This window comes from Teichococcus rhizosphaerae (assembly GCF_002631185.1).
Classification (GTDB): domain Bacteria; phylum Pseudomonadota; class Alphaproteobacteria; order Acetobacterales; family Acetobacteraceae; genus Pseudoroseomonas; species Pseudoroseomonas rhizosphaerae.
This window is the reverse complement of sequence record NZ_PDNU01000057.1, coordinates 1-25233: the sequence shown is the minus strand read 5'-3', so window position 1 is coordinate 25233 and position 25233 is coordinate 1. Positions and strand designations below refer to the sequence as shown.

21 protein-coding genes, 1 tRNA gene and 1 pseudogene are annotated in these 25233 nt (G+C 71.5%); 12 read left to right on the top strand and 11 right to left on the bottom strand.

What is annotated here, in order from left to right; translation table 11 throughout:
- From CR162_RS19740 to CR162_RS19725, 4 genes and pseudogenes are all read right to left on the bottom strand, one after another.
- A pseudogene (locus tag CR162_RS19740) lies at positions 1 to 323 on the bottom strand (Crp/Fnr family transcriptional regulator); the annotation flags it as partial.
- 169 nt (positions 324 to 492) lie between these two features.
- Positions 493 to 921: a response regulator gene (locus tag CR162_RS19735; RefSeq protein ID WP_099097231.1), complete on the bottom strand. Its 429-nt coding sequence runs from the start codon at positions 919 to 921 to the stop codon at positions 493 to 495.
- A gap of 195 nt (positions 922 to 1116) precedes the next feature.
- Positions 1117 to 1854, bottom strand: coding sequence for a Crp/Fnr family transcriptional regulator (locus tag CR162_RS19730; RefSeq protein ID WP_176559947.1), 738 nt, complete (start codon positions 1852 to 1854; stop codon positions 1117 to 1119).
- 146 nt (positions 1855 to 2000) lie between these two features.
- Entirely contained in the window at positions 2001 to 2450 is a 450-nt protein-coding gene (locus CR162_RS19725) for a response regulator (protein ID WP_099097230.1), read from the bottom strand.
- A gap of 215 nt (positions 2451 to 2665) precedes the next feature.
- Here CR162_RS19725 and CR162_RS19720 point away from each other — a divergent pair, with 215 nt between their 5' ends.
- Positions 2666 to 3106 (top strand): acyl-CoA thioesterase, encoded by a 441-nt coding sequence (locus CR162_RS19720; protein ID WP_176559946.1) that lies wholly within the window; start codon positions 2666 to 2668, stop codon positions 3104 to 3106.
- Positions 3107 to 3113: 7 nt separating this feature from the next.
- Here the strand turns inward: CR162_RS19720 and CR162_RS19715 are convergent, their stop codons facing one another.
- The 3 genes from CR162_RS19715 to CR162_RS19705 all read right to left on the bottom strand — a co-directional run bounded on the left by CR162_RS19715 (position 3114) and on the right by CR162_RS19705 (position 8553).
- Complete coding sequence (locus CR162_RS19715) at positions 3114 to 4727, bottom strand: ABC transporter substrate-binding protein (protein WP_099097228.1); 1614 nt, start codon at positions 4725 to 4727, stop codon at positions 3114 to 3116.
- Complete coding sequence (locus CR162_RS19710) at positions 4724 to 6259, bottom strand: serine hydrolase domain-containing protein (RefSeq protein WP_099097227.1); 1536 nt, start codon at positions 6257 to 6259, stop codon at positions 4724 to 4726. The genes CR162_RS19715 and CR162_RS19710 overlap by 4 nt, the downstream gene beginning before the upstream one ends.
- Before the next feature lie 128 nt (positions 6260 to 6387).
- Complete coding sequence (locus CR162_RS19705) at positions 6388 to 8553, bottom strand: anthranilate synthase component I (RefSeq protein WP_099097226.1); 2166 nt, start codon at positions 8551 to 8553, stop codon at positions 6388 to 6390.
- Positions 8554 to 8990: 437 nt separating this feature from the next.
- Here CR162_RS19705 and ffh point away from each other — a divergent pair, with 437 nt between their 5' ends.
- The 9 genes from ffh to CR162_RS19660 all read left to right on the top strand — a co-directional run bounded on the left by ffh (position 8991) and on the right by CR162_RS19660 (position 16187).
- Positions 8991 to 10376, top strand: a complete 1386-nt coding sequence (gene ffh, locus CR162_RS19700; RefSeq protein ID WP_099097225.1) for a signal recognition particle protein — start codon at positions 8991 to 8993, stop codon at positions 10374 to 10376.
- Between the two features lie 60 nt (positions 10377 to 10436).
- Positions 10437 to 10778: a 30S ribosomal protein S16 gene (rpsP, locus tag CR162_RS19695; RefSeq protein ID WP_099097224.1), complete on the top strand. Its 342-nt coding sequence runs from the start codon at positions 10437 to 10439 to the stop codon at positions 10776 to 10778.
- Positions 10779 to 10810: 32 nt separating this feature from the next.
- Positions 10811 to 11422 carry a ribosome maturation factor RimM gene (gene rimM / locus CR162_RS19690; RefSeq protein ID WP_099097223.1) on the top strand — a complete coding sequence of 204 codons (612 nt, stop codon included), beginning with the start codon at positions 10811 to 10813 and terminating at the stop codon, positions 11420 to 11422.
- A complete protein-coding gene (trmD, locus tag CR162_RS19685) occupies positions 11419 to 12153 on the top strand; it encodes a tRNA (guanosine(37)-N1)-methyltransferase TrmD (RefSeq protein WP_099097222.1) in 735 nt (244 codons plus the stop codon). The genes rimM and trmD overlap by 4 nt, the downstream gene beginning before the upstream one ends.
- Positions 12154 to 12201: 48 nt before the next feature.
- Complete coding sequence (gene rplS / locus CR162_RS19680) at positions 12202 to 12579, top strand: 50S ribosomal protein L19 (RefSeq protein ID WP_099097221.1); 378 nt, start codon at positions 12202 to 12204, stop codon at positions 12577 to 12579.
- Between the two features lie 276 nt (positions 12580 to 12855).
- Complete coding sequence (gene leuC / locus CR162_RS19675; protein ID WP_099097220.1) at positions 12856 to 14283, top strand: 3-isopropylmalate dehydratase large subunit; 1428 nt, start codon at positions 12856 to 12858, stop codon at positions 14281 to 14283.
- Positions 14284 to 14286: 3 nt separating this feature from the next.
- The gene (leuD, locus tag CR162_RS19670) at positions 14287 to 14898 is read left to right on the top strand and encodes a 3-isopropylmalate dehydratase small subunit (protein WP_099097219.1); all 612 of its coding nucleotides are present in this window, start codon (positions 14287 to 14289) and stop codon (positions 14896 to 14898) included.
- A 37-nt stretch (positions 14899 to 14935) separates the two neighbouring features.
- On the top strand, positions 14936 to 16048 hold the full coding sequence (gene leuB, locus CR162_RS19665; protein ID WP_099097218.1) for a 3-isopropylmalate dehydrogenase: 1113 nt from the start codon (positions 14936 to 14938) through the stop codon (positions 16046 to 16048).
- Between the two features lie 62 nt (positions 16049 to 16110).
- Positions 16111 to 16187, top strand: a tRNA-Arg gene (locus tag CR162_RS19660).
- A 381-nt stretch (positions 16188 to 16568) separates the two neighbouring features.
- Here CR162_RS19660 and CR162_RS19655 read toward each other — a convergent pair.
- Genes CR162_RS19655 through CR162_RS19640 form a run of 4 tightly spaced genes read right to left on the bottom strand, consistent with a single transcriptional unit; the run spans position 16569 to position 23109 of the window.
- Entirely contained in the window at positions 16569 to 17561 is a 993-nt protein-coding gene (locus tag CR162_RS19655; RefSeq protein WP_099097217.1) for a Bug family tripartite tricarboxylate transporter substrate binding protein, read from the bottom strand.
- A gap of 54 nt (positions 17562 to 17615) precedes the next feature.
- Entirely contained in the window at positions 17616 to 19277 is a 1662-nt protein-coding gene (locus CR162_RS19650) for an acyl-CoA dehydrogenase family protein (protein ID WP_099097216.1), read from the bottom strand.
- Positions 19278 to 19285: 8 nt separating this feature from the next.
- Positions 19286 to 20536 carry a CoA transferase gene (locus tag CR162_RS19645; RefSeq protein WP_099097215.1) on the bottom strand — a complete coding sequence of 417 codons (1251 nt, stop codon included), beginning with the start codon at positions 20534 to 20536 and terminating at the stop codon, positions 19286 to 19288.
- Complete coding sequence (locus tag CR162_RS19640) at positions 20533 to 23109, bottom strand: 2-oxoglutarate dehydrogenase E1 component (RefSeq protein ID WP_099097214.1); 2577 nt, start codon at positions 23107 to 23109, stop codon at positions 20533 to 20535. The genes CR162_RS19645 and CR162_RS19640 overlap by 4 nt, the downstream gene beginning before the upstream one ends.
- Before the next feature lie 147 nt (positions 23110 to 23256).
- Here CR162_RS19640 and CR162_RS19635 point away from each other — a divergent pair, with 147 nt between their 5' ends.
- A complete protein-coding gene (locus tag CR162_RS19635; RefSeq protein ID WP_099097213.1) occupies positions 23257 to 24276 on the top strand; it encodes a LysR family transcriptional regulator in 1020 nt (339 codons plus the stop codon).
- Between the two features lie 175 nt (positions 24277 to 24451).
- Entirely contained in the window at positions 24452 to 25216 is a 765-nt protein-coding gene (locus tag CR162_RS19630) for an FAD-binding oxidoreductase (protein WP_099097212.1), read from the top strand.
- Positions 25217 to 25233: the final 17 nt, after the last annotated feature.

Here is a 25233-nt window from a genome sequence, read left to right as displayed (position 1 = left end):
CTCAGTGCCAGGCCAGGGCACTGCACCAGCGCCTCTATGTCGCTGTGGTCGTCCCCGAGCAGCACGGGAAGGCCGACCAGCCCCTCATGCCCCACCAGCCCCACCTCCGCCGCCTCGCCATCCTGCATGCGGGCCACCATCGACATGTAGCCGCTCTCGGGGAAGTAGACGGCGGTGATGGGCACGTTCGGCTCATGCAGGCTGGCGCGGAGGCTCAGCTCCACCGGCCTGAGCTCCGGCCAGATGCGGGAAAGGCTGCCGGGTGGAAGCGCCGCAAGAAGCTTGTTGCGCGGGTTGGGCACGGAGGAATCGGGAGGGACCAAAGCAGGCTCTTGCCAGGGGTATCGGCGGGAGCCCGAAACCGTCTCGGCCACCCGCGCCCGCAGGCATCGGCGGGCCTTTCCCGATTACGGACCGGAGCCCGCCCTGTCGGTGCGAAAGCGTACGGCTTGAGCGAAACGGCGTGGCCGGCGCCCGCGAGGCGCCGGGCGCTCAGATGGTGGCGCTGCCCGGCCTGGCCGCGCCGAACAGCTCCAGCCCCGCGGGAATGCTCCGGGGCTGCTCGCCCTGCATCATCGCGCGCACCATCTCGATGGTGCGGAGCACCGTCCGGGTCTCGTAGGGCTTGCCGATGGCGCCGAGGGCGAAGTCCCGCGCGCCGCGGGCTTCCAGGATCTGGCCGCTGACGAAGATGGAGAGGATGTTCCACCGCCGGCGGAGGATGCGGGCCAGTTCCACCCCGCTGCTGCCGTCCCGCAGGTTGATGTCGAGCAGCGCCAACTCGGGCCGCTCCGCCTCGCACAGCGCGAGCGCCTCATCCAGGGTGGCGGCGGGCCCCATCACCTCATGTTCCGCGGTTTCCAGGGCCTCCCGCAGCACCATGGCGATCAGCACCTCGTCCTCGACCACCAGAATACGCATCGACCAGGCTTCCTTTCGCTCTCCCCGGCCGCTGTGGGGCGCCTGCTGTCAATGCCCGATGAACGCGCTTGTTGTGCGCTACCGTACGATCCCCCCATCAAGAGATCCTGAACTCCGCCCAGCTGATGCCGCCCGCCCGTGCTTCCCTAGCGGCGCGCCAGCCTGCCGGGCCGGGGCCATGGGAGCGGGAGCCGCTCAGCGACAGCCGCGCGGCCCGCCTCCGCCGAGCAGCCGTTCATAGGCACGGCGCGTCACGCCGTAGCATTCGCAGGCGGTCGCTTCGAGGCCGCGGCGGTTCAGGATCCTGACCCGGCCACGCTCGTAGCCGACGAGCTGCGCCTTCTGGAGGGCGCCGGCCGCCACGGTCACGCCGGCGCGCCGCACGCCGAGCATCATCGCCAGGAACTCGTGCGTCATGGGGAACTCGTCCCCCTCCACGCGGTCATGCGCCATCAGCAGCCAGCGCGCCAGACGCTGCTCGGTGTTGTGCCGGCCGTTGCAGGCGCCGGTCCGCGCCGCCTGGCTGTGGAAGGCGAGGGCGAAGCGGAGCAGCAGCCGGCGCAGGACGGCATCTTCCTCCATCGCCTGGCTCAGCGCCTCCGCGCCCATGCTGTAGGCGGTGCCGGGCGCCTGCACGAGGGCTTCCAGCTCGTCCGTCTCCCCGCCGAGGATCACCGGCAGGCCAACCATGCCCTCGAAGCCGACGAGGCCGACCTCCGCTCCGCTGCCATCCTCCAGCACGGCCAGCATGGAGGCCCACCCCGTCTCGTGGAAATAGACGGTTTCAATGGGGATGTCCGGCGCGTGCAGGGTGCGGCGGATCGGCATTTCCACCAGCGTCAGCATCGGCCGCAGGCGGGCGAGGCTTTCCGGCGGCAGGCTGGCGAGCAGGCGGTTGCGAGGGGGGCACGAAGCCCGGGGATCGGCTGTCATGATAGCTCCCGCCGTTATGGTGTCGGCGGGAACACACACATCTCCCAGTCGCCCGCGCCGGAGGTCCTCAGCAGGCAATGGAAGCCTTATAGATCAGTTCGGCGGCAGTCATGGTGCGAAACCGTACAGACAGGCAAGAAACGCTTTCAGGACGGAGCGCATCCCGGAACAGCCCGGAGCGGGGTGGACGATACCGCGGCATGGCAAAGCTCCCCGACCGCACGGACCAGATCCTCCGGGTTGAAAGGCTTGCGCAGAACCGGAACGCCCCTGTTGCCGTCCAGCACCGGATGGCTGTCATATCCGGTGGCGAAGATGAAGGGCACGCCGTGCCCGCGCAGGGCATCGGCAATCTGGCTGGCCCTTCCATCGCCGAGCTGGACATCCAGCACGGCGGCACTGATTCCACCGTCCTCCACCGCGACCTCCACCATCCGGAGCGTGTCCTGGACCGAAACAAAAGGTCCAAGCACAAGTGCGCCGGCGCCGATGAGGATGTCCTCCATCATCATGCCGATCACCGTCTCGTCCTCGGCCACCAGGATGCGCGTGCCCGTCAGGTCGGGCTTCCGCCCGGTGCTGGGTGCCTGTGTCATGCGCATCCTTCTGGAGCGTGCCGGGCTCCCCTGGCTGTCCGGAAGCGTACGCCCGAAGGCGCCAGCGGCTTCGCCGAAGGAGGAGGGCCGGGGCCTTGCGATATGGCGGCCCGCATGGTCCCCTGCGCCGGCCATGCGAGTGGCCTCTCGGCGCGCGGCCGGGGGCCGTCCAGCCAGGGGTGGTGATGTCCGGTCCCGATCAAGCCTTTCCGCCGATGCCGTCTCCGGCAGCCATAGGCCACGTCCTTCCCGAATGGGTGGACCATTACGGCCACATGAACCTCGCCTACTACGTAGTGGCCTTCGATCTCGCGACCGACCTGCTGTGGCCGCGCCTTGGCCTCGGGCCGGTGTTCCGCGCCCAGGGGCTCGGCACTTTCGCTGCGGAGAACTGGGTGGCCTACAAGCGGGAGGTGACGCAGGGCATGCCGCTCGCCGCGCGCTCCGAGGTGCTGGCGCACGACGCCAAGCGCCTGCTGCTGCGCCACCGCCTGTTCCATGGCACGGAAGGGTGGGAGAGCGCCGAGTGCGAGCTGCTCTTCCTGTGCGTCGACCTGGAGAAGCGCAGGGTGGCGGAATGGCCGGTCGCGGTGCGCGCCGCCTTCGCCGCCATGCCGCCCGGCGAGGCGCCGAAGCGCCTCGCCCTGAAGCGCTGAGGGCGGCCTACCTCTTCTCGATGTTCCAGAACACCATGACCGGCGCCTCCAGCACGCCGGAGATGTTGGCGCGCCGCGCATAGGGCTGGTCGTACTGCCCGAGCACGCGATAGGGCTGCATCTCGGCCAGCCGGCGGTGCAGCGCCTCGGTCGCGGCCATGCGGCCAGCCTCGTCCCGTGCCTCCGCCACGGCGTTGCGCAGGCGCTCCGCCTCCTCGTCGCAGGGCCAGCCGGCCCAGGCGCGGGCGCAGGCCATGTTGGTGCCGATGTTGGTGATGGGCGACTGCATGGTGGCGCCCGAGGCGGTGGTGACGAACAGGTTCCAGCCGCCCTGGTCCACGGGGCCGCGATTGGCCTGCCGCGTCGTCACCGTGCCCCAGTCGGCGAACTGCACATCGACGTTCATGCCGATCTTCCTCAGCGCCTCGCCCGCCACCTCCGCCATGCGGCCGATATGCGCGATGTCGTAGGAGGAGGTCAGCACCAGCGTCTCGCCCTTGTAGCCGCTCTCGGCCAGCAGGCGGCGCGCCGTGTCGAGGTCCGGCTTCGCGTAGCCTGCGGCGCCCGCCTCCGTGCCGTTCGGGCCGCCGCAGACGAAGTAGGAGCCGCAGCGCTTCCACCACCGCTCGTCGCCGAAGCCGGCGGCGAGGAAGTCCGCCTGATCGGTGGCGTAGGCGAGCGCCAGCCGCGCGCGCGGGTCGTTGAAGGGCGGGTAGAGGTGGTTGGGCCGCAGCATCGCCTGGTTGGGCAGGCTGGAATAGCGCTCCACCCGCACCTCGCGGCTGCGGCCGATGACCGGGATCAGGTCCTGCCCCGGCTGCTCCCAGATGTCGATCTCGCCCGTCTGCAGCGCGGCGGCGGCGGTGGCGGGGTCGGGCATGATGACCCACTCGACGCGGTCGAGCTTCACCACGCGGCCGCCGGCCAGGCCGTCCGCCGGCTCGGCGCGCGGGCGGTAGTCGGCGTTGCGGTCATAGACCACGCGGGCGCCGCTGCGCCATTCGGCGCGGTTGAAGCGGAACGGGCCGCTGCCGATGGTGTCCGTCACCGGCTTCATCGGGTCGGTGGCGGCGTCGCTCTCGCGCATGATCGCCGGGATCTGGCCGACCGCCGAGCCGAGGGCGAAGGGCACCATGCCGGTGGGCCGCTTCAGCTTCAGCGAGAAGCCGCGGTCGTCGGACGCTTCCAGCGCGGCGGTGTATTCGGCCAGCTTGCCGCCCACCGTGTCCCGCCCCATCCAGCGCTTCAGCGAGGCGATGACGTCGCGCGCCGTCACCGGCTGGCCGTCGTGGAAGCGCAGCCCCTCGCGCAGGCGGAAGCTCCAGGTGAGGCCGTCCTCCGAGGTGGAGAAGCTTTCCACCATCTGCGGGTGCGGGCGCAGCTTCGAATCCCAGGCGAACAGCGTCTCGTAGATCATCAGCCCGTGCATGCGGGTGATGACGATGGAGGCGAAGACCGGGTCCAGCGTGCGGAGGTCGGCATGCGGCGCCACGCGCAGCGTGCGGCCGGGCGCCGGCGAGGCCTGCCCCTGCGGCTGCCCCTGCGCTTGCGCCCGGGCCGGGGCGGACAGCGCCAGGGGGGCGGCGGCCAGCAGCAGGCATGCGAGACGGGAAAGGGTCATGCGGCGGTCCCGGTGTCGTTGCACGGGCGGAAATGCAACACCCGCGAACGGTGGCTGGCAAGCCGCAGCGAGCCGTCGGGCTGCCGCCAAAGGCAGGGCCGGTGCGTCCAGGGGCCATGGGTGAGGCTGGCCAGGGCGCGGCCGCCCGGAAGCGGCGTCAGCACCGTCTCCCGCCCGAGGCCGCCCGCCCAGGGAAAGCGCGCCGTGCCGTCGGCGCGGATGGAAAGCCGGGCGCCGAAGCTCGCCTCCCGCCATTCGCCCACCAGCGCGGGGTCCAGCTGCAGGCCGGGCGGCACGCGGTGCAGCCGCCGTGCCACGCCGCCGATGCGCCCCGCCAGCACGTCCTCCCCCTCGGCGCGGAGGCGGATGTCGAGATAGGCGGGCAGGCTGCGCGCCTCCTCCGGCGCGCAGCCCGCCACCAGCGCCTCGTGCCCGCCCATGACGCTGATGGCGCCGGCGGTGAGCTCGGCCCAGAAGGGCCCCTCCGCCGCGGCGAAGAGGCCGGGTGCGACGGGAGTGGCGGGGGGCGGCACCGCCTCCTCCACCAGCGCGGCCAGGATGCGCAGCGCCGGCAGCAGCGCGTCCTCCTCCCGGTTGGTCAGCAGCACCACGCCGCAGCCGAGATCGGGCGCCATCAGCAGGTGGTTGCGGTAGCCGGGCAGCGAGCCGCCATGCGCCACCACCTCCACCGCCCCCAGCCGGGTGCGGACCAGGCCGAGGCGATAGGCGCTTTTCGTGCCGTCGGCGAAGTGGCGGGGGGCGGCGAGGCGGGCGAGCATGCCCTCCAGCGGGCCGCGCCCGGCCAGCAGCGCGGAGGCCCAGCGGGCCAGCGCAGCCGTGCTGCCCGCCATGCCGCCCGAGGCGGAGAAATGCATGCCATACCGCCCGCGCCGCCAGACGGAACCATCGCGCCAGTAGCCGGTGGCGAGGCCGGGCACCGGCTCCGCCTCGTCCTCCGGAAAGAAGAAGGGCAGGCCGAGCGGCTCCAGCAGGCGGCGGCGCAGCGCCTCGGCATAGGAAACGCCGCGCTGCGCCGGCAGCACGGACTGGCCCAGCCGCCAGCCGGTGTTGGAATAGGCCATCTCCTCGCCGGGCGGCGCGTTCACCCCCGGCAGGCGGCGCAGGACCGCCATCACCTCGGTGGCGGTGAGGCTGGCGGTGTAGGGCACGCCCTGCTGCCACAGCGCCTCCATCATGTCCGGCAGGCCGCCGGTCATGTCCAGCGCCCGCGCCAGGGGCACGGCGCCGATGGCGGGGGGCAGCTCCGCCAGCAGCGTGCCGAGCGGCGCCTCCAGCGGGATCTCCTCCAGCAGCAGCGTGGCGGCCAGGAAATGCTTGCTGATGGAGGCGAGGCGGTTGGTGGTGTCCGGCGTGAAGGGCAGGGCGTGCTCGAGGCTGGCGAAGCCGCCCGCCACGGCATGGCGGATGCCGCCCGTGTCGAACAGCGCCACCGCGCCCCCCGGCCCGCGTGCCTCGGACCAGGCGCCGGCGAGGGCGGCGGCTTCGGCGGTGGCGCGTGTCCAGTCGGGCATGGCGGCTTCTCCCAGCGGATTCGCGGGGAAGCTTAGGGCTCCCGCCCGTGGGCGTCGCGCGGGCGGGCCCGAAAACCGCCGGAAAGAAAAAGGGTGCCCTGGGGAGTTCCTTTCCCCGGGGCCTTTCCTCACGCCAGCGCCGGCTCCCGCAGCAGCCCCGCGATGAGCGGCATCCCGATCGTGCCCGGGTCCGTCATCAGCGATTCGGGATGGAACTGCACCGCCGAGAGCGGCAGCGTGCGGTGCTCCACCGCCATCACCACCCCGTCCTCCGTTTCCGCCGTGGCGAGCAGCGCGTCTGGCAGCGCGGCGCGCCGGGCGTGCAGCGAATGGTAGCGCCCAACGGTGAAGCGTTCCGGCAGGTGGCCGAGCAGCCGCCCGCCGAGGTTGCGCACCAGGGAGGGCTTGCCGTGCACCGGCCGCGCCAGCACGTCCAGCGCGCCGCCGAAATACTCCACCACGCCCTGCAGCCCGAGGCAGACGCCGAAGGCGGGCAGGCCGCGCCGGATGACCAGATCCAGCGTCTCGGACATGGCGAAATCCGAGGGCCGGCCGGGGCCGGGGGACAGCACGACGAGATCGAGGTTGTTGTTCTCGCGCAACCCGGCGCGCGCCAGTTCCGGCCGCAGGGTGCGCACCTCCGCCCCGGCCGCGCGGAGATAGCCGGCCAGGGTGTGGACGAAGCTGTCCTCGTGGTCCACCAGCAGCACGCGCGGGGCCGGGCCGGCGGGGCGGGGCGTGGCGGGGAGGGCGGCGGCGGGGGCGGGCGCCTCGCCGCGGATGGCCGCGAACATGGCGCTGGCCTTGAGGCGGCACTCGGCCTCCTCGGCGGCCGGGTCGCTGTCATGCAGCAGGGTGGCGCCGGCGCGCACCTCGGCCACGCCGTCCTTCAGCCGGATGGTGCGGAGCGTGAGGCCGGTGTTCATGTTGCCGTCGAAGGTCATGCGGCCGATCGCGCCGCCATACCAGCGGCGGGCGGAGCGCTCCTCCGCCTCGACATGGCGGATCGCCCAGCTCTTGGGCGCCCCCGTCACCGTCACCGCCCAGGCATGGGACAGGAAGCCGTCCCGCGCGTCGCGCTCCGGCAGCAGCGTGCCCTCCACATGGTCCACCGTGTGGATCAGGCGGGAATACATCTCGATCTGCCGCCGGCCGATGACGCGCACCGTGCCGGGGACGCAGACGCGCGACTTGTCGTTGCGGTCCACGTCAGTGCACATGGTCAGCTCGCTTTCCTCCTTCTCGGAGTTGAGCAGGGCGCGGATGTTGGCGGCATCCTCCAGCGCGTCCCGCCCGCGGCGGATGGTGCCGCTGATCGGGCAGGTCTCGATCCGCTTCCCCTCGACCCGCACGAACATCTCGGGGCTGGCGGCGACCAGGAACTCGCCCTCGCCGAGGTTCATCAGCGCGCCATAGGGGGCGGGGTTCACGCGCCGCAGCCGGTCGAACAGCACGCTCGGCGCCTCGGCGCAGGAGCCCGCAAACGTCTGGCCGAGCACCACCTCGAACAGGTCGCCGCGCTCGAAGGCCCGCTTCGCGCGTTCCACCATGGCGGCATACTCGCCGGGGGCGTGGTCGCTCGCGGGCGGAATGGCGCCACTGCCGGCGCGGAACGGATCGGCGCGGGTGGCGCGGGGCTGGCCCTCCGTGTCGCGGCCGGCCACCGTGAAGTCGTAGCGGTGCAGGGTGGCGGCGCCGCGCAGGTGGTCCACCACCAGGATCTCGTCCGGCAGGTAGAGCACCAGGTCCCGCTGGTCGGCGGCGCGGGGCAGGCGGAGCGCCACCGGCTCGAACTGGAACACCAGGTCGTAGCCGAAGGCGCCGTAGAGGCCGAGATGCGGGTCCTCGGCGCTGGCGAACAGGTCGCGCAGCGCGCGCAGCACGGAAAACACGGAAGGCAGGCGGGAGCGCTCCTCCTCCGGCAGCGCCGCTTCGGGCGCGCGGACGCAAAGCGCGATCTCGTCGGCGCTCTCGGTGAAGGCGGCGAGCTCCGGCATCGGCCGCAGCGCGGCGGCGATGGCCGGCAGCAGCACGCCGCCCCGCCCGTTCAGGGCCACGATCCGCACCGAGCGGCCGCGCGCCGTGACCATCAGCGGCGGGTCGGCGAAGCCCAGGTCCCAGCGGGTGTAGCGGCCGGGAAACTCGAAGGAGGAGGAAAGCAGCACGCCGCGCTGCCGGTCCAGCCGGCGGGCCAGCGCCTCGCGGGCGCCCTCGGCCTCGGTGGCCTCGCTGTGGCGGTGGATGATGACGCCGCCCTGCGTCCGGTAGCTGGGGGTGGGGTGCTCGGTCTGCATGGTCGCCTTCGGGCTTTGGGGGCCACGGGCATCCGGAGGCAGAGGGGAAAGGTCGCAAAAAAAGCCGCCCGGAGATCCGTGGCGGCCGTGTGAACAGGAAAACGCGCGGGCCGCCTATTGCTGCGGCCACCACCAGAAGCGGGAGGGAATGCGCGTGATCATGGGGATGACCATAGGAGCGAGACGGGAGGGAATGCAAGCGGCGCGCGGCCTGCCCGCGGGACGGCCCGCCCGGGCCGCGCAGCCGATCCTTGACCCTGGGGCGGGGGGAGTCTAGAACCCGCCATCCGGCCCTGTCCGGAAACCTTTTGGTCGGCGCCTCCCGGAGAGGCCCGGCTCCGTCGCTCCGCGAAGGCTCGCGCAGCGGCGCGTTTTGTTATGGGCGGGACTCGTCCCGCATGGAAGGATGACGGCGGCCACGATGTTCGAGGCCCACCATGTTTGAAGCCTTGTCGGGCAAGCTGAACGGGGTCTTCGACCGGCTGCGCCGCCGCGGCGCGCTGTCGGAGGCGGACGTGTCGGAGGCGCTGCGCGAGGTGCGCATCGCCCTGCTCGAGGCCGACGTGGCGCTGCCGGTGGTCAAGGACCTGGTCAACAAGGTGCGCGAGCGCGCCGTGGGCCAGGAGGTGCTCCGCTCCGTCTCCCCCGCCCAGCAGGTCGTCAAGATCGTCAATGACTGCCTGGTGGAGGCGCTGGGGGGTGGCGAGGGGGTCGAGCACGTCCCCGGGCTGAACCTGAACGCCGCGGCGCCGGTCGCCATCCTGATGGTGGGCCTGCAGGGCTCGGGCAAGACCACCACCTCGGGCAAGATCGCGCTCAGGCTGCGCGCGCGCGACAAGAAGAAGGTGCTGCTGGCCAGCCTGGACGTGCACCGCCCGGCGGCGCAGCTCCAGCTCGAGACGCTGGCGAAGCAGGCGGGCGTTGCCAGCCTGCCCATCATCCAGGGCCAGGGGCCGCTCGAGATCGCGCGGCGGGCCATGCAGGTGGCGCGCGGCGAGCTGTACGACGTGGTCATCCTCGACACCGCCGGCCGCCTCTCGATCGACGAGGCGCTGATGGACGAGGTGGCCGAGGTCAAGGCCGCCACCCGCCCGCATGAGAGCCTGCTGGTGGTCGATGCCATGACCGGCCAGGACGCGGTGAACACGGCGCGCATCTTCAACGAGCGCGTGGGCCTGACCGGCATCGTCATGACGCGCGTCGATGGCGACGCGCGCGGCGGCGCGGCGCTGTCCATGCGGGCGGTGACCGGCGCGCCGATCAAGCTGCTCGGCGCCGGCGAGAAGCTGGACGCGCTGGAGGATTTCCACCCCGACCGCATCGCCGGCCGCATCCTCGGCATGGGCGACATCGTCTCCCTCGTCGAGCGCGCGGCCGAGACGATCGACAAGGCCGAGGCGGAGAAGCTCGCCGCGAAGATGCAGAAGGGTCAGTTCGACCTGGAGGACTACGCGGCGCAGCTCAGGCAGATCGGCAAGATGGGCTCGCTCTCGGGCATCCTGGGCATGCTGCCGGGCATCGGCAAGATGAAGGCCCAGCTCGAGAGCGCCAATCTCGACAACAGCATCCTCAAGCGCCAGGCCGCCATCATCGGCAGCATGACGCCCAAGGAGCGCCGCAACCCCGACATCCTGAAGGCGAGCCGCAAGAAGCGCATCGCCGCCGGCTCGGGCACCACGGTGCAGGACGTCAACCGGCTGCTGAAGCAGTTCGACGATATGTCCGCGATGATGAAGCGGATGAGCAAGCTCGGCCAGAAGGGGCTGATGCGCGGCGGTTTGGGCGCGCTTCTCCCCGGTGCCGGGGGCAAGCGCCCCTTCTAGACCATGAAGAACGGCAAGCGCCCCTTCTGATCAACCGATAGACCAGCATAGGAACCGAATATGGGCCTGAAGATCCGCCTCGCGCGCGCCGGTGCCAAGAAGCGCCCCTACTACCACATCGTGGTGGCCGACAGCCGCTCCCCGCGCGACGGCCGCTTCATCGAGAAGGTCGGCAGCTACAACCCGATGCTGCCCTCCGACCATGCCGAGCGCGTCCGCCTGCAGGATGAGCGCATCAAGCACTGGCTGAGCAACGGCGCCGTGGCGACCGACCGCGTGGCGAAGTTCCTCGGCCGCGCCGAGCTGGCGCCGATGCCGGTGTTCCGCGAGCAGCCGAAGCAGTCCGCGCCGAAGAAGAAGGCGCAGGAGCGCGCCGCCGCCGCCGCCGCCGCGGCCGGCTGAGCAGGCGCCCGGGCCACAGGCGCCGCTGAGCCATGACGAAGCGCATCCTGGTGGGGGAGATCGGCCGGCCGCACGGTGTCCGTGGGCTGGTCCGCGTCCAGTCCTTCACCGCCGAGCCGGCGGACATCGCCGCCTACGGCCCGCTCTCGGATGAGGGCGGGGGGCGGCGCTTCGCGCTGCAATGGCTGGGGGGCGGCCTCGCCCGGATCGAGGGCGTCAATGACCGCGACGCCGCCGCGAAGCTGACCGGCACCCGCCTGTACGTGGCGCGCGACCGCCTTCCCCCCGCCGGGGAGGAGGAGTTCTACCTCGCCGACCTGATCGGCCTCGCCGCGCGCGATGCCGAGGGGCGGGAGGTGGGGCGCGTCGCCGCCGTCGAGGATTTCGGCGCCGGCACCATCCTTGTCCTGCGCGACGCGCAGGGGGGGGAGACGCTGCTGCCCTTCACCCGTGCCGTGGTGCCGGTGGTGGACATCGCCGGCGGCGCGGTGACGGTGGCGCTGCCCGAGGCGGTGGTGGTTCCCCCCGGCGAGGGCGAGGCCGAGCCGGAGGCGGCGCTGCCCGAGCCGGTCCGCCCGCTGCCGCGCCGGCAGGACGCGCCCCGGCGCACCGGCCCGCGCGGCGTGCGCGGAGGTGCCGCGTGACCTGGCGCGCCACCGCCCTCACGCTGTTTCCGGAGATGTTCCCGGGCACGCTCGGCCATTCCCTGGCCGGGCGGGCGCTGCGCGAGGGGCGGTGGAGCCTGGACGCGCTGCAGATCCGCGACTTCGCGACGGACCGGCACCGCACGGTGGACGACACCCCCTGCGGGGGCGGCGCCGGGCTGGTGATGCGGCCGGACGTGGTGGACGCCGCCTGTGCCGCCGCCCTGGCCGGGGAGCCGGAAGGGGAAGCGCCGCGGCCGCTGGTCTATCTCACCCCGCGCGGGCGCCTGCTCGATCAGGCGCTGGCGCGGGAGCTGGCCTCGGGTCCGGGCGTGGTGCTCGTCTGCGGCCGCTATGAGGGGCTGGACCAGCGGGTGATCGAGGCACGCGCCATGCGCGAGGTCTCGGTGGGGGACTTCGTGCTCTCGGGCGGGGAGCCGGCGGCGCTGCTGCTGCTCGACGCCTGCGTGCGCCTGCTGCCGGGGGTGATGGGCGGCGCCGACAGCGCGGAGGAGGAGAGCTTCTCCGACCCGCGCGGGGCGCTGCTGGAATACCCGCACTACACCAGGCCGGCGGTGTGGCAGGGGCGGGCGGTGCCCGATGTGCTGCTGTCCGGCCACCACGCGGCGGTGGCGAAGTGGCGGCGGGAGCAGGCGGAGGCGGCGACGCGCGAGCGGCGGCCGGATCTCTGGGCGCGCCACGCGGCCCGGCAGCACGAGACACAGGATTGAACGGGCGGCCCGCGCCGCCTAAACGGATTGTCGAGAGGAACTACAACAATGAACCTGCTGCAGCAGTTCGACGCGGAGCAGCTCTCCCGTCTGGTCGAGGCCCGCGCCGTGCCGGATTTCGCGGCCGGCGACACGGTGCGCGTGATGGTGAAGGTGGTCGAGGGCGAGCGCACCCGCACCCAGGCCTATGAGGGCGTGGTGATCGCGCGCTCCAACAAGGGCCTGCACAGCAACTTCACCGTGCGCAAGCTCTCCTATGGCGAGGGCGTGGAGCGCGTCTTCCCGCTCTACAGCCCGAACGTGGCCGAGATCGCCGTGCTGCGCCGGGGCAAGGTGCGCCGCGCCAAGCTGTATTACCTGCGTGGCCGCACCGGCAAGTCTGCCCGCATCGCCGAGAAGGCCGCGCCGCGCGCCGCCAAGGACTGAGCGGCGGGCGGGGGGGGTTTCCGGCCCCCGCCTCACGCTGCCCGTGGCGCCGCCGCGGGGAATTCGGCCAGGAGGGGTTCCGCCCGTCCTGGCCGGGGATAATATGTCTGGACCGGCGGTGCGCCGGCCGAGGATGCCTCCCTCGTGCCGCACCGATGCCGGCGGGAGTTCCGGGGGATGCCTCCCCTCGCGACGCCAAAGCGCCCTCCGTGTGGCGCTGGGCCCCAAGCCCCAGGCCATGCGGGTGTTCGTTCCATCTGCCACGAGGACACCACCATGTCGGCCACGAAGCCGCGCACGCTCTACGACAAGATCTTCGACGCGCATCTGGTCGAGACGCTTCCGGACGGCACCGCGCTTCTCTACATCGACCGGCACCTCGTGCATGAAGTGACGAGCCCGCAGGCCTTCGAGGGGCTGCGCATGGCCAAGCGCCCGGTGCGCCGCCTGGACGGCACCATGGCCGTGGTGGACCACAACATCGCCACGGATGCCTCCCGCTTCACCGGCATCGACGACCCCGAGAGCCGCGTGCAGGTCGAGACGCTGGAGCGGAACGTGAAGGAATTCAACGTTCCCTACATCCCGCTGACCGATGCGCGCCAGGGCATCGTCCACATCATCGGGCCGGAGCAGGGCCTTTCCCTGCCGGGCATGACCATCGTCTGCGGCGACAGCCACACCTCGACCCATGGCGCCCTCGGCGCGCTGGCCTTCGGCATCGGCACCTCCGAGGTGGAGCATGTGCTGGCGACGCAAACCCTGCTGCAGAAGCGCGCCAAGAACATGCGCGTGACGGTGGAGGGCCAGCTTCCCGCCGGCTGCACCGCCAAGGACATCGTGCTGGCCATCATCGGCAAGATCGGCACGGCGGGCGGCAATGGCCATGTCATCGAATATGCCGGCTCGACCATCCGGGCGCTGGACATGGCGGGGCGCTTCTCGATCTGCAACATGTCGATCGAGGCGGGCGCGCGCGCCGGCATGATCGCGCCGGACCAGACCACCTTCGATTACGTCAAGGGCCGCCCCTACGCGCCCCAGGGCGAGGCCTTCGACCGCGCCGTGGAATGGTGGAAGACGCTGCCCACCGACGAGGGCGCCGTGTTCGACAAGGAGGTGTTCCTCGACGCCGCCGAGATCGTGCCGATGGTCTCCTGGGGCACCAGCCCCGAGGACGTGCTGCCCATCACCGCCACCGTGCCCGACCCCGAAGGCGGGGGCGACGAGGCGCGCCGCGAGCAGCTCCGCCGCATGGTGGAGTATATGGGCCTGACGCCGGGCCAGAAGCTCACCGACCTCAAGGTGGACGTGGTCTTCATCGGCTCCTGCACCAACAGCCGCATCGAGGACATGCGCGCCGCCGCCGCCATCGCCCGCGGCCGCAAGGTCGCCGAGGGGGTGCGCGCCATGGTGGTGCCCGGCTCCGGCCTGGTGAAGCTCCAGGCCGAGCGGGAAGGGCTGGACGCCGTCTTCAAGGAGGCGGGCTTCGAGTGGCGCGAGGCGGGGTGCTCCATGTGCCTCGGCATGAACCCGGACAAGCTCAAGCCCGGCCAGCGCTGCGCCTCCACCTCCAACCGCAACTTCGAGGGGCGGCAGGGGCCGGGCGGGCGCACGCATCTCTGCTCGCCGGCCATGGCCGCCGCCGCCGCCATCACCGGCCACCTGACCGACGTGCGCGAGATCGCCCAGGGGATGCACTGAGCCATGGACGCCTTCACCACCCTGACCGGCATCGCGGCACCCCTGCCGATGGCCAATGTCGACACCGACAAGATCATCCCCGCGCGCTTCCTCAAGACCATCGCGCGCACCGGGCTCGGCAAGTCGCTCTTCGCCAATCTCCGCTACCGCGAGGACGGCTCGGAGAACCCGGACTTCGTGCTGAACCAGGAGCCCTACCGCCGGGCGGAGATCCTGATCGCGCACGAGAATTTCGGCTGCGGCTCGTCCCGCGAGCACGCCCCCTGGGCGCTGCTCGACTTCGGCATACGCTGCGTCATCGCGCCCGACTTCGCCGACATCTTCCACAACAACAGCTTCAAGAACGGCATCCTCCCCGTGCGCCTGCCGCGCGAGGTGTGCGACCAGCTGATGGAGGATGCCAGGCTCGGCGCCAATGCCCGCATCACCGTCGACCTGGAGCGGCAGGTGGTGGTGCGGCCGAATGGCGAGGAGATCCCCTTCGAGATCGACCCGCTGCGCCGGCACCTGCTGCTGAACGGGCTGGACGACATCGGCCAGACCATGCAGCAGGCGCCCGCCATCGACAGCTTCGAGGCGAGGCAGCGCGCGGCGCAGCCCTGGCTGTATCGCTGAACCACGAACCCAAACGGGAAGGGACGAGACAGGCAACATGACGGCGAACAAGAGGCTGCTGGTTCTGCCCGGCGACGGCATCGGTCCCGAGGTGATGCGCGAGGTGCGCCGCGTCATCGAGTGGATGGATCGCCGCCGCCATGTGAGCTTCGCGCTGGAGGAGGGGCTGGTCGGCGGCGCCGCGCTGGAGGCCGAGGGCTCTCCCTGCCCGGATGCCACGGTGGAGCGCGCGCTCGCGGCCGATGCGGTGCTGTTCGGCTCGGTGGGCGGCCCGAAATGGGACTCCCTTCCCTTCGAGCAGCGGCCCGAGCTCGGCATCCTGCGGCTGCGCAAGGAGCTGGGCCTGTTCGCCAACCTGCGCCCCGCCGTGGTGCTGGACCCGCTGGTCGATGCCTCCAGCCTGAAGCCGGACGTGGTGCGCGGCCTCGACCTGATGATCGTCCGCGAATCCACCGGCGGCATCTATTTCGGCGAGCCGCGCGGCGTCGAGGTCATGGCGGACGGCAAGCGGCGCGGCATCGACACCGAGGTCTACACCGAGGACGAGATCGCCCGCGTGGCGCGCGTGGCCTTCGAGCTGGCGCGCAAGCGCACCGGCAAGATGACCAGCGTCGAGAAGGCCAACGTCATGCAGTCCGGCCGCCTCTGGCGCGCCGTGGTCAGCGAGATCGGCAAGGCCGAGTTCCCGGACGTGCAGCTCTCGCACATGTACGCCGACAACTGCGCCATGCAGCTCTGCCTGCGCCCGAAGCAGTTCGACGTCATCCTGGCCAGCAACATCTTCGGCGACCTGCTCTCGGACCTCGCGGCAGCCGCCACCGGCTCGCTCGGCATGCTGCCCTCCGCCACGCTGGGCGCGCCGGACGCCTCCGGCCGCCGCCATGCGCTGTACGAGCCGATCCATGGCTCGGCGCCCGACATCGCGGGCAAGGGCATCGCCAATCCCTGCGCCCAGCTCCTGTCCTTCGCCATGCTGCTGCGCTGGTCCTTCGGCATGGAGGAGGATGCGGCGATGATCGAGACGGCGGTGGAGAAGGTGCTGGCCGGCGGCCTGCGCACCGCCGACATCATGGGCCCCGGCACCGCCCGCGTCGGCACCAGCGTGATGGGCGACGCCATCCTGCGCGAGCTGGACAAGGTGGCGGCGTAACGATCGCGCGGGCCGCCTTGCCGGCGGGGATGCCTCTGGCTATCTCCCCGCCGGCTGGCCCGGCGCCCGTAGCTCAACTGGACAGAGCACCAGACTACGGATCTGGGGGTTGGGAGTTCGAATCTTCCCGGGCGCGCCAGCCTTTCTCCTTGGGCGACAAGGAGAATTTGAGAAAGCCCGGCCCCCGCGCCGGGCTTTTCGCGTTCGGGCGTCCCACGCTGGTCCCACGGGAATGGACACGGTCATGCTCCGGGCATAGTCCGCGCTAGCGAGTGGGCTTGGTGCTCCTCTCCATTCCGACGCTGAACGACCAAGTCATATGGTGCGAGAGGCAAGCCGCCGATCGCGTGCCGCTCAGGCCGCGCACTGTCCGGCTTGTGCTGACGGCCAAGCCGGAGCGGCTGACGGCGGCGGTTTCGACGCCGTGAAGCCTCGCCCGGGCCGCGCAGCCTGGGGGTGATGGTCACCAGTGGCTGCCACAGCAGCAGGGCATTGTCGCGGTGCAAGCCGTTGCGGGGCCTTACTCCAGCTTGGTACCAGTCACGCGGACGATCTCGCCCCAACGGTCGTAATCATTATGCACCACCCGGGCGAATTCCTCCGGTCCCGCCGGGTCCACCACCGCTCCCATCTCCGCGATGGCTTGGCGGAAGGCCGCATCCGCCAGGATCTTTTCGACCTCGGCATGCAGTCGCTGGACGATGGAGGGTGAAAGGCCCGCTGGGGCGAGCATGCCGAGCCAAGCGCCACCTTGCACGCCGGGATAGCCCGCTTCCGCAGTGGTCGGCACGTCTGGTGCGATCGGCACGCGGACCTTGGTCCCCACGGCGATGGCCTGCACCCGGCCGTCCCGCGCAAAGGGAAGTGTACCGATCATGGTGTCGAAGGTGATGTCCACCCGGCCGGCCACGATGTCGGTGAGGGATTGTGCCGTGCCTCGGTAAGGCACATGCGTCATTTGCACGCCCGCCTCCTTGACCAGCATCGCCATCAGCAGCTGCGAGGTTGTCCCGTTGCCAGTGGTGGCATAGGTCACTGCGCCCGGCTTGGCGCGTGCCTTCGACACGATGTCATCCAGGCTGCGGAAGCCGGTATGCTTCCCCGCGACCAGTAGGTAGGGCAGCTGCACTAGCTGCTCGATCGGCGTGAAATCCTTGCGGGGGTCGTAGGCCAAGTCGGGATAGATGTGCGGATTGATCGCCTGCGGGGCGGAGGCGCCAATGGTGAGGGTATAGCCGTCGGCCGCCGCACGAGACACGATCGTGGCGCCGATCGAGCCGCCCTGTCCGCTGCGATTGTCGATGATGAAGCGCTGGCCGAGGCTGCGTGAGAGCCGGTCGGCGAGGAGGCGGCCCACGCTGTCCGTCGCCGTGCCGGGCGGGAAACCGATCACGATGGTGACGCTGCGCTGCGGCCAGTCCTCGGCGTGGGCAGGCGTGGCGCGCCAGCACGCCAGTGTGGCCAGGGCTGCGCCCGCTGCGGTCAGGCCGCGGCGGCGGGTCAGGTGCTGCATGGACTTCTCCCCAGTCTGGCCCTGCGCCTGTGCCGGCGCCTCGGGCAGGTTCGTTCAGTTCGCGCGGCCCAGCAGGCCACGCGCGATGACCTGTGCCTGGATTTCCGCAGCACCCTCGAAGATGGACAGGATGCGGGCATCGCAGAGCACACGGCTGATCGGGTATTCCAGCGCGTAGCCGTTGCCGCCATGGATCTGCAGCGCGCCGTCGGCGTTGGCGAAGGCGATGCGCGCGGCGAGCAGCTTCGCCATGCCGGCCTCCATGTCGCAGCGGCGGCCGGCATCCTTCTGCCTCGCGGCGAAGTAGCTGAGCTGGCGCGCCATCATGGTCTCGGTGGCCATCATCGCGAGCTTGGCGTGCACGCGCGGGAAGCCGAGGATCGCCTTGCCGAACTGCGCCCGCTCCCGCGCATAGCGCAGGCCGAGCTCCAGCGCGTTCTGTGCCACGCCGAGCGCGCGCGCCGCGGTCTGGATGCGCGCGCTCTCGAAGGTTTCCATCAGCTGCTTGAAGCCCTGGCCTTCGACTCCGCCGAGCAGGTTCCCCGCCGGCACCTCGAAGCCGTCGAAGGAGATCTCGTATTCCTTCATGCCGCGATAGCCGAGCACGGGGATCTCCGTGCCGGTCATGCCGGGGGCGGGAAAGGGGTCGGCCTCTGTGCCGCGCGGCTTCAGCGCCAGCAGCATGGAGAGGCCGCGATAGTCGGCGGCCTCCGGGTCGGTGCGCACCAGCAGCGTCATGAGGTCCGAGCGCGCGCCATGGGTGATCCAGGTCTTGGCGCCATAGACCTTGTAGACATCGCCCTCGCGCACGGCGCGGGTGCGCAGGCTGCCGAGGTCGGAACCAGTATTGGGCTCGGTGAAGACGGCGGTGGGCAGGATCTCGCCGGTCGCGATCCGCTCCAGCCAGTCGGCCTTCTGCTGCGCCGTGCCGCCCAGGCGGATCAGCTCGGCCGCGATCTCGGAGCGCGTGCCGAGCGAGCCGATGCCGAGATAGGCCCCGCTGAGCGCCTCCGAAACCAGGCACATCGCCACCTTGCCGAGGCCGAGCCCGCCGAATTCCTCCGGCACGGTCAGGCCGAAGACGCCCATCTCGGCCAGCTTCTCCACCAGCGGCAGCGGGATCAGCGCGTCACGCGCGTGCCAGCCCTGGGCATGCGGCACCACTTCAGCGGCGGCGAAGCGGAGGAACTGCTCCCGCATCGCCTCCAGCACGTCGTCATCCAGCCCCAATGCGCCAAAGCGGCCCTCGTCCAGCTCTGTGGCCAGGGCGCGGCGCGCCGCCTCCAGCGCTGGGCGGGCGGCCAGCGCGGCGAGTGCCGGCTCGGCGGCGTAGCGGGTGATCTCCGCCTCCGGCACGTCCATCTCGGCCGGGCGGATCACCTCGGACTGGCTCATGGTGATTCCGCCAGCAAGCTGCGCGCCGTATTCCGCGAAGCCCAGATGCAGGATGGCGCGCTCCGCAGCCCCCAGGGCGCCTGCGGCCTCCAGCGCCCGGGCCCAGGCCAGGGTCTGGCGCAGCGCCTCGACATAGGTGGCCTGCCAGGAGAGGCCATGGGCGGCGTATTGATGCGTCTCCAGCCTGGCCGCGTCGGGCTTGCCGCCGGCGGCGATCAGCGCCGCTAGGGCATGGCGCGAGGCCTCGTGCAGGCGCTCGGCCGCGCCGAGCAGGGCGGCGCAGTCGGCCAGCAGCGTGGGGAGGATGGGGGCGTCCGGCATGGGCGTCCTCACCGTGCCTGAGGGATATCAAAAGGCATGGGGCCGGCGACGGTGCCGGCATCGTGCAGCTTGCCGATGGCTGCGGCAGAGAGGCCCAGCACCTCGGCCAGCACCTGGTCGGTGTCCTGGCCCAGCACGGGCGCGGGTCGCGGCGGCAGACGTTCCATGCCGGAGAAGCCGAGCGGCCCCGCCGGGGCCAGGATGTTGCCGATCCCCGGCTGGTCGATCCGCCCGAACATCGGGTTCGTCTGGGAGCAGCGCGGGTCCTCCGTCAGGAGCTGGCCGAAATCCTGGTACGGACCCCAGAGCACGCCGCTGCCCTCGAAGGCGGCGGCGATCTCGGCCAGGCTGCGTGCCGCGCACCAATGTTCCAGCAGGGCGAAGATGGCGCCGCGCGCGTCGAAGCGACCGCCCTCCGTATCGAGGTCCACCTCCATCATCGGCCCGATCATGGCGAACTTCTCCGCCAGCCCCGTGGCCTGGCCGATGGCGCGCCACTGCCGGTTGGAGATGGCGACGATCATCACCGAGCGCCCGTCACGCGTCGTGAAGTCCCGCCCAAGCGCACCGTAGAGGTCGTTGCCCATGGGCGGGCGCACCGTGCCGTTCACCTGCACATCGGCCAGGTAGCCGAGGTTGCCGACGCTGGCGAGCATCACGTCGGACAGGGCGAGCGTCACCTCGCGGCCTTGGCCGTCCTTCCGACGCGCGCGCTCGGCTGCCAGCAGCCCGGTGGAAAGATAGAGGCCGGCCGCGATGTCCCAGGCCGGCAGCACATGGTTCACCGGCGCCGCGTCCCGACCCGTGGCGACCGGAAAGCCAGAGGCACAGTTCACAGTGTAGTCCATCGCGCCGCTGCCGTCATGGTTGCCGGTCAGGCGCAGCATGATCAGGTCCGCCCGGTGGCGGGACAGGGCCGCATGGCTCATCCATCCGGCGGCGGGCAGGTTGGTGAGCAGGATTCCCCCCTCCCGTTCGCCGGCCCCGTCCGGCCGGGCGATCAGCGCGCGGGCGATCTCCTGCCCCTCGGGCCGATTCAGCGCGAGGGCGACAGAGCGCTTCCCGCGGTTCAGGCTGGCCCAGTAGATGCTGCTGCCCGAGGGGGCGAGTGGCCAGCGCCGGTAATCGATGTTGCCACTGATGGGGTCGATGCGGATCACCTCCGCGCCGAGCTGCGCCAGCGTCATGCCGCCGAGCGGCGCGGCGATGAAGGCCGAGACCTCGACGACGCGCAGCCCCTCTAGGATGCCCCCACTCATGCCGCACGGCTTCCCGCGAGAGTGGCGGCGAAGGCCTGCTCCAGGATGGCGTTCTGGTCCTCGTCATGCGCGCCGTGGAAGCTGCCGGCGGGCGACGGTGAAGCCGGCCGGCCGACATAGGCGAGGCGCGGGTGCAGGCAGCCCGCTTCCGTCGCGATGGTTTCAAGCTGACGGTCCAGCCATCGCCAGGCGCCCATGTTCTCCGGCTCCTCTTGCACCCAGAGCAGCCGGGCGCGCGGCCAGCGGCGAAGCTGCGCGGCGATTTCGGCGGCGGGCAGCGGATAGAGTTGTTCCAGCCGTAGGATGGCCACCTCGGCTGCCTTGCGGGCCGCGCGCATCGCCTCCAGTTCATAGGGGATCTTGCCCGAGCAGAGCAGCACGATCTCCACGGCGTTCGGCGCCCCCTCGGGCACCAAGGCGATGAGCGGGCTGAAGCCGGTGCCAGGCAGGAAGTCGGCGAGCGGGGAGAGTGCCTCGGGCAGGCGCAACAGCTTCTTCGGGCTCATCACGACCAGCGGGCGGTCATGGTGGCCGAGCGCCTGCTCGCGCAGCAGGTGGAAATAGTTGGCCGGGGTGGAGGGATGCACGATCCGCAGGTTCTCCCCCGCCGCTAACTGCAGATAGCGCTCCAGCCGCGCCGAGGAATGCTCCGGCCCCTGTCCCTCCAGCCCGTGCGGCAGCAGCAGCACGAGGCGCGAGGGATCGCACCACTTCGCCTCCGCAGCGGCGATGAACTGGTCGATGATGATCTGTGCGCCGTTGGCGAAGTCGCCGAACTGCGCCTCCCAGATCACCAGCGCCTCCGGCCGCTCCAGGCTGTAGCCGTATTCGAAGCCCAGCACGGCATACTCGGAAAGGGGGCTGTTGAAGGCCTGGAAAAGCGCTTGGTCCGGCGCCAGGGCATTCAGCCCAACATGGCGCGCGCCGCTGGCGGTGTCGGCCAGGGCAAAGTGACGGTGGGAGAAGGCACCACGCACCACGTCCTGGCCCGACAGCCGCACCGGCACGCCCTGCCGCAGCAGGCTGCCGAAGGCCAGCGCCTCGGCCGAGGGCCAGGAAATTCCCGCCGGCTCCAGCGCCCGCTGGCGCAGCACGCGACCCATGCGCGGGTGCAGCTGCATCCCCTCCGGCGCTGCCGTCAGGGCCGCGGCGATCTCCTCAAGCATGGGCGCGGCGACGCCAGTCTCGGCGGCCCCGCGCGGCGGGCGGGGCGGATAGCCGCTTGCATTGCTGCGATAGCCTGCGGCCTCCTGGTAACCGGCCTGGAAGCGGGCGCGCGCCGCCTCGGCGAGCGCGGCCACCTCCGCCTCCGTTACCACCCCGTCCGCCATCAGTCGGGCAGCGAAGGCGCGGGCCACCGGCACCTGCTCGGCGATGCGGGCATAAAGGCGCGGCTGGGTGAAGCCGGGCTCGTCGATCTCGTTATGGCCGTTGCGGCGGTAGCAGACGAGGTCCACCACTGCGTCGCAGCCCTGGCTCTGGCGCCAGGCGAAGGCGATGTCGGCGGCACGGGCCACGGCCACGGGGTCGTCGCCGTTGACATGCAGGATGGCGCTGTCCACCGCTTTCCAAGGGCCGGTACAGTAGCGCGAGGTGCGCGCCTCCTGCGGCTCGGTGGTGAAGCCGATCTGGTTGTTGATGATCAGGTGCACCGTGCCGCCGACCGAATAGCCGGCGGGGCCGCCGAGCTGGATGCACTCGGCCACCACGCCCTGACCCACCACCGCCGCGTCGGTATGAATGATGATGGGCAGCACGGTGCCGGGACCGCCCGCCGCATCCTGCGCCGCGCGGGCGCGGCCCAGCACCAGCGGATCCACCGCTTCCAGGTGCGAGGGATTGGCGAGCAGGGTGACGGTGATCGGGTGTCCGTCCAGCACCAGCTCTGCCTCCTGGCCGAGATGGTAGGGCACGTCGCCCGGCCGCGACGGGTCGGCGGGGAAGGGATGCGCGCCTTTCACCTCGGCCACCAGCCGGGCGAGGGCGCGGCCCAGCACGTTGGCCATCAGCGACAGCCGGCCGCGATGCATGGTGCCGATTACCGCGCGGGACACGCCCTCGGCCGCCGCGCGGGCGAGCACCCGGCGCAGCAACGGCAGTACGGCCTCCGCCCCCTCGGCGCCGAAGCGCTTCTTGGTCGGGAACTTCCGGCCGAGCAGGGCCTCGAACTCCTCCGCCGCGATCAGCTCCGCCAGCAGCGCGCGCGGATCGGCCGGCAGCGGCAGGCCCGTGCCCTCCTCGACGGCGTCGCGCAGCCAAGCGCGGCGAGCGGCATCGTCGATATGCGCCGATTCCACCGCTAGCGTGCCGGCATAGAGGGCCTGCAGCGGCTCGGCGGGCAGCGTCCGGGGCGCCAGCGGGTCGAGTTGCGCCTGTAGGTGCCCCCGCTCACGCCATTCCGTCGCCGCCAGCGCCCGGGCGACCGTGCCCTCGCCGGCCGACACCTCCGCCTCGGCCAGCACCTGGAAGAGGATGCGCCAGCCTGGCTCCACCGAGGCGGGATCGGCCTCGAAGGCGCGCTGCATCGCCGCGAGGTAGGAATAGCTGATGCCGGACAGGGGCGATGACGGCATGGACGGTCCTCATAGGCCTTCGCCGGTGCCCACAGGCCCGGCGTGGTGGCCACGATACCATCGCGATTTTGGCAACCCATGCGCAAAGCCATATAAAAGCTATAACTCAGACGTTGGAGCTGGGCGGGTGAGGGGGAAGCCGGAGGCATGGATCTTCTGCAGATCCGCTATTTCATGGAGGTCGCCGCCGCCGGGAGCCTGTCGCGGGCGGCGGTGCGGCTGGGGGTGAGCCAGCCCGCGCTGAGCCGGCAGATAGGCCGGTTGGAGGCCGAGTTGCGCGGACTGCTCCTCTACCGGCATGGCCGTGGTGTATCGCTGACCGCGGCGGGGCAGCGCTTCCTGGAGGTCAGCCAGAGCGTGGTTCAGCAGCTCTCCGACGTGCGGGAGGAGCTGGCCGCCGGCGCGCCCGACGCGGTCGGACAGGTGATGCTCGGCATCCCGCCATCAATCTCGGCCAGCATGGGCGCCGACCTGGCGCTGTGCTTCGCCGCCGAGTTCCCACGTGCCCGACTGCGCATCCGCGAGGCATTCAGCGCCGTGCTGCTCGAATGGACCGAGGCGCAGCGCATCGACCTCGCCGTCCTCTACGACGCCCGCAGCAGCCCGAGCCTGATCGCCACGCCGCTGCTGCTGGAAGATCTGTTCCTCGTTGAGCCGCCCGCCGCCGCCGGGCCAGAGGCGGCGCCCGGAGCGCCGGTGCGGCTGGCCGAACTGGCCGGGCGGGACTGTGTGTTGCCCGGTCCCGAGAACGGCCTGCGGCGCGTGCTGGACTCCGCCTGCGCCGCCGAAGGCGTGCGGCCGCGTGTGCTGACCGAGGTTGATTGCGTCGCTGCACTGAAGCAGCTGGTGGAGCGCGGCGTCGGCACCACGGTGCTGCCCTTCGGCGCCGTGCACCGCGAGGTGAAAGACCAGCGGCTGCGCGTGCGCCCCTTCGCCTCGCCGGCGATGCGCGCCCTTCTGGTGATCGCCACGCCCTCCAACAAGCCGGTAACGCCGCTGGTGCGTGCCGCCGTGCGCATCATCCAGGCGGAGGTGGAGCGGCTGGTGCCACTTGACGTGCTGCGCGGCGTGACGCGCAACCCCGACGGCTCGCCGCTCCGCCCTAGGCAGGGCGGCGTTGTGGAAGACGCCGCCACCCCCGCCCCCGCCGCCAGCGCGTCGCCCTGATCCCAGCCCCGCTGGGGCGGTTATAGCTGATATCAGGCCACCCCGGATGGGAAGCGCTGGCGGCGTTCCGGATGATACCCGGGGCCGCAGTCCTGCCCTCCCTCCTGTGGCGGGCGCGGACAGGGGGGAGGGGCGCCGCAGCGGCGCCCGCCCAACAAAGAGGAACTGATGAGCCATGCCGGACACCATCCCCGAGCCGCCTGCCGGCCGGCCGCGCCGCAGCCTGACGGCCGATCCCGCGCGCTTCGCGCGGGAGGTGCTGGAGCCGGTGCGCGCCATCGTGGGCGAGCGCGGCCTCCTCACCGACCGCGACGCCATGCAGCCGATGATGGTGGCCTGGCGCGACAGCTGGGAGGGACGCGTGCCGCTGGTCGTGATGCCCGCCAGCACGGAGGAACTGGCCGCAGTCGTGGTGGTCTGTGCCCGCACCGGCACACCGATCGTGCCACAGGGCGGCAATACCGGCCTGACCGGCGCCAGCCAGCCCCATGGCGACGACACGGAGATCGTCATCTCCACCCGGCGGATGAACCGCATCCGCGCGATCGATCTCGACAACGACACCATTACCGTCGATGCCGGCGTGGTGCTGCAGACGATCCAGGAGGCGGCGCGTGCTCAAGGGCGCCTCTTCCCGCTCAGCCTGGGCGCGGAAGGGAGCTGCCAGATCGGCGGCAACCTTTCCACCAATGCCGGCGGCGTGCAGGCGCTGCGCTACGGCACGGCGCGCGCCCTGGTGGCGGGGCTGGAGGTGGTGCTGCCCGATGGCCGCGTCTGGGATGGCCTGCGCGGCCTGCGCAAGGACAATGCCGGCTACGACCTCAAGCAGCTCTTCATCGGCGCCGAGGGCACGCTCGGCATCATCACCGCCGCGACCCTGAAGCTGTTGCCGCTGCCCACCGCCCTGGCCACCGCGGTCGTGTCCCATCGCGTGGTGTAGGAGCGGTGCTCCTCAGC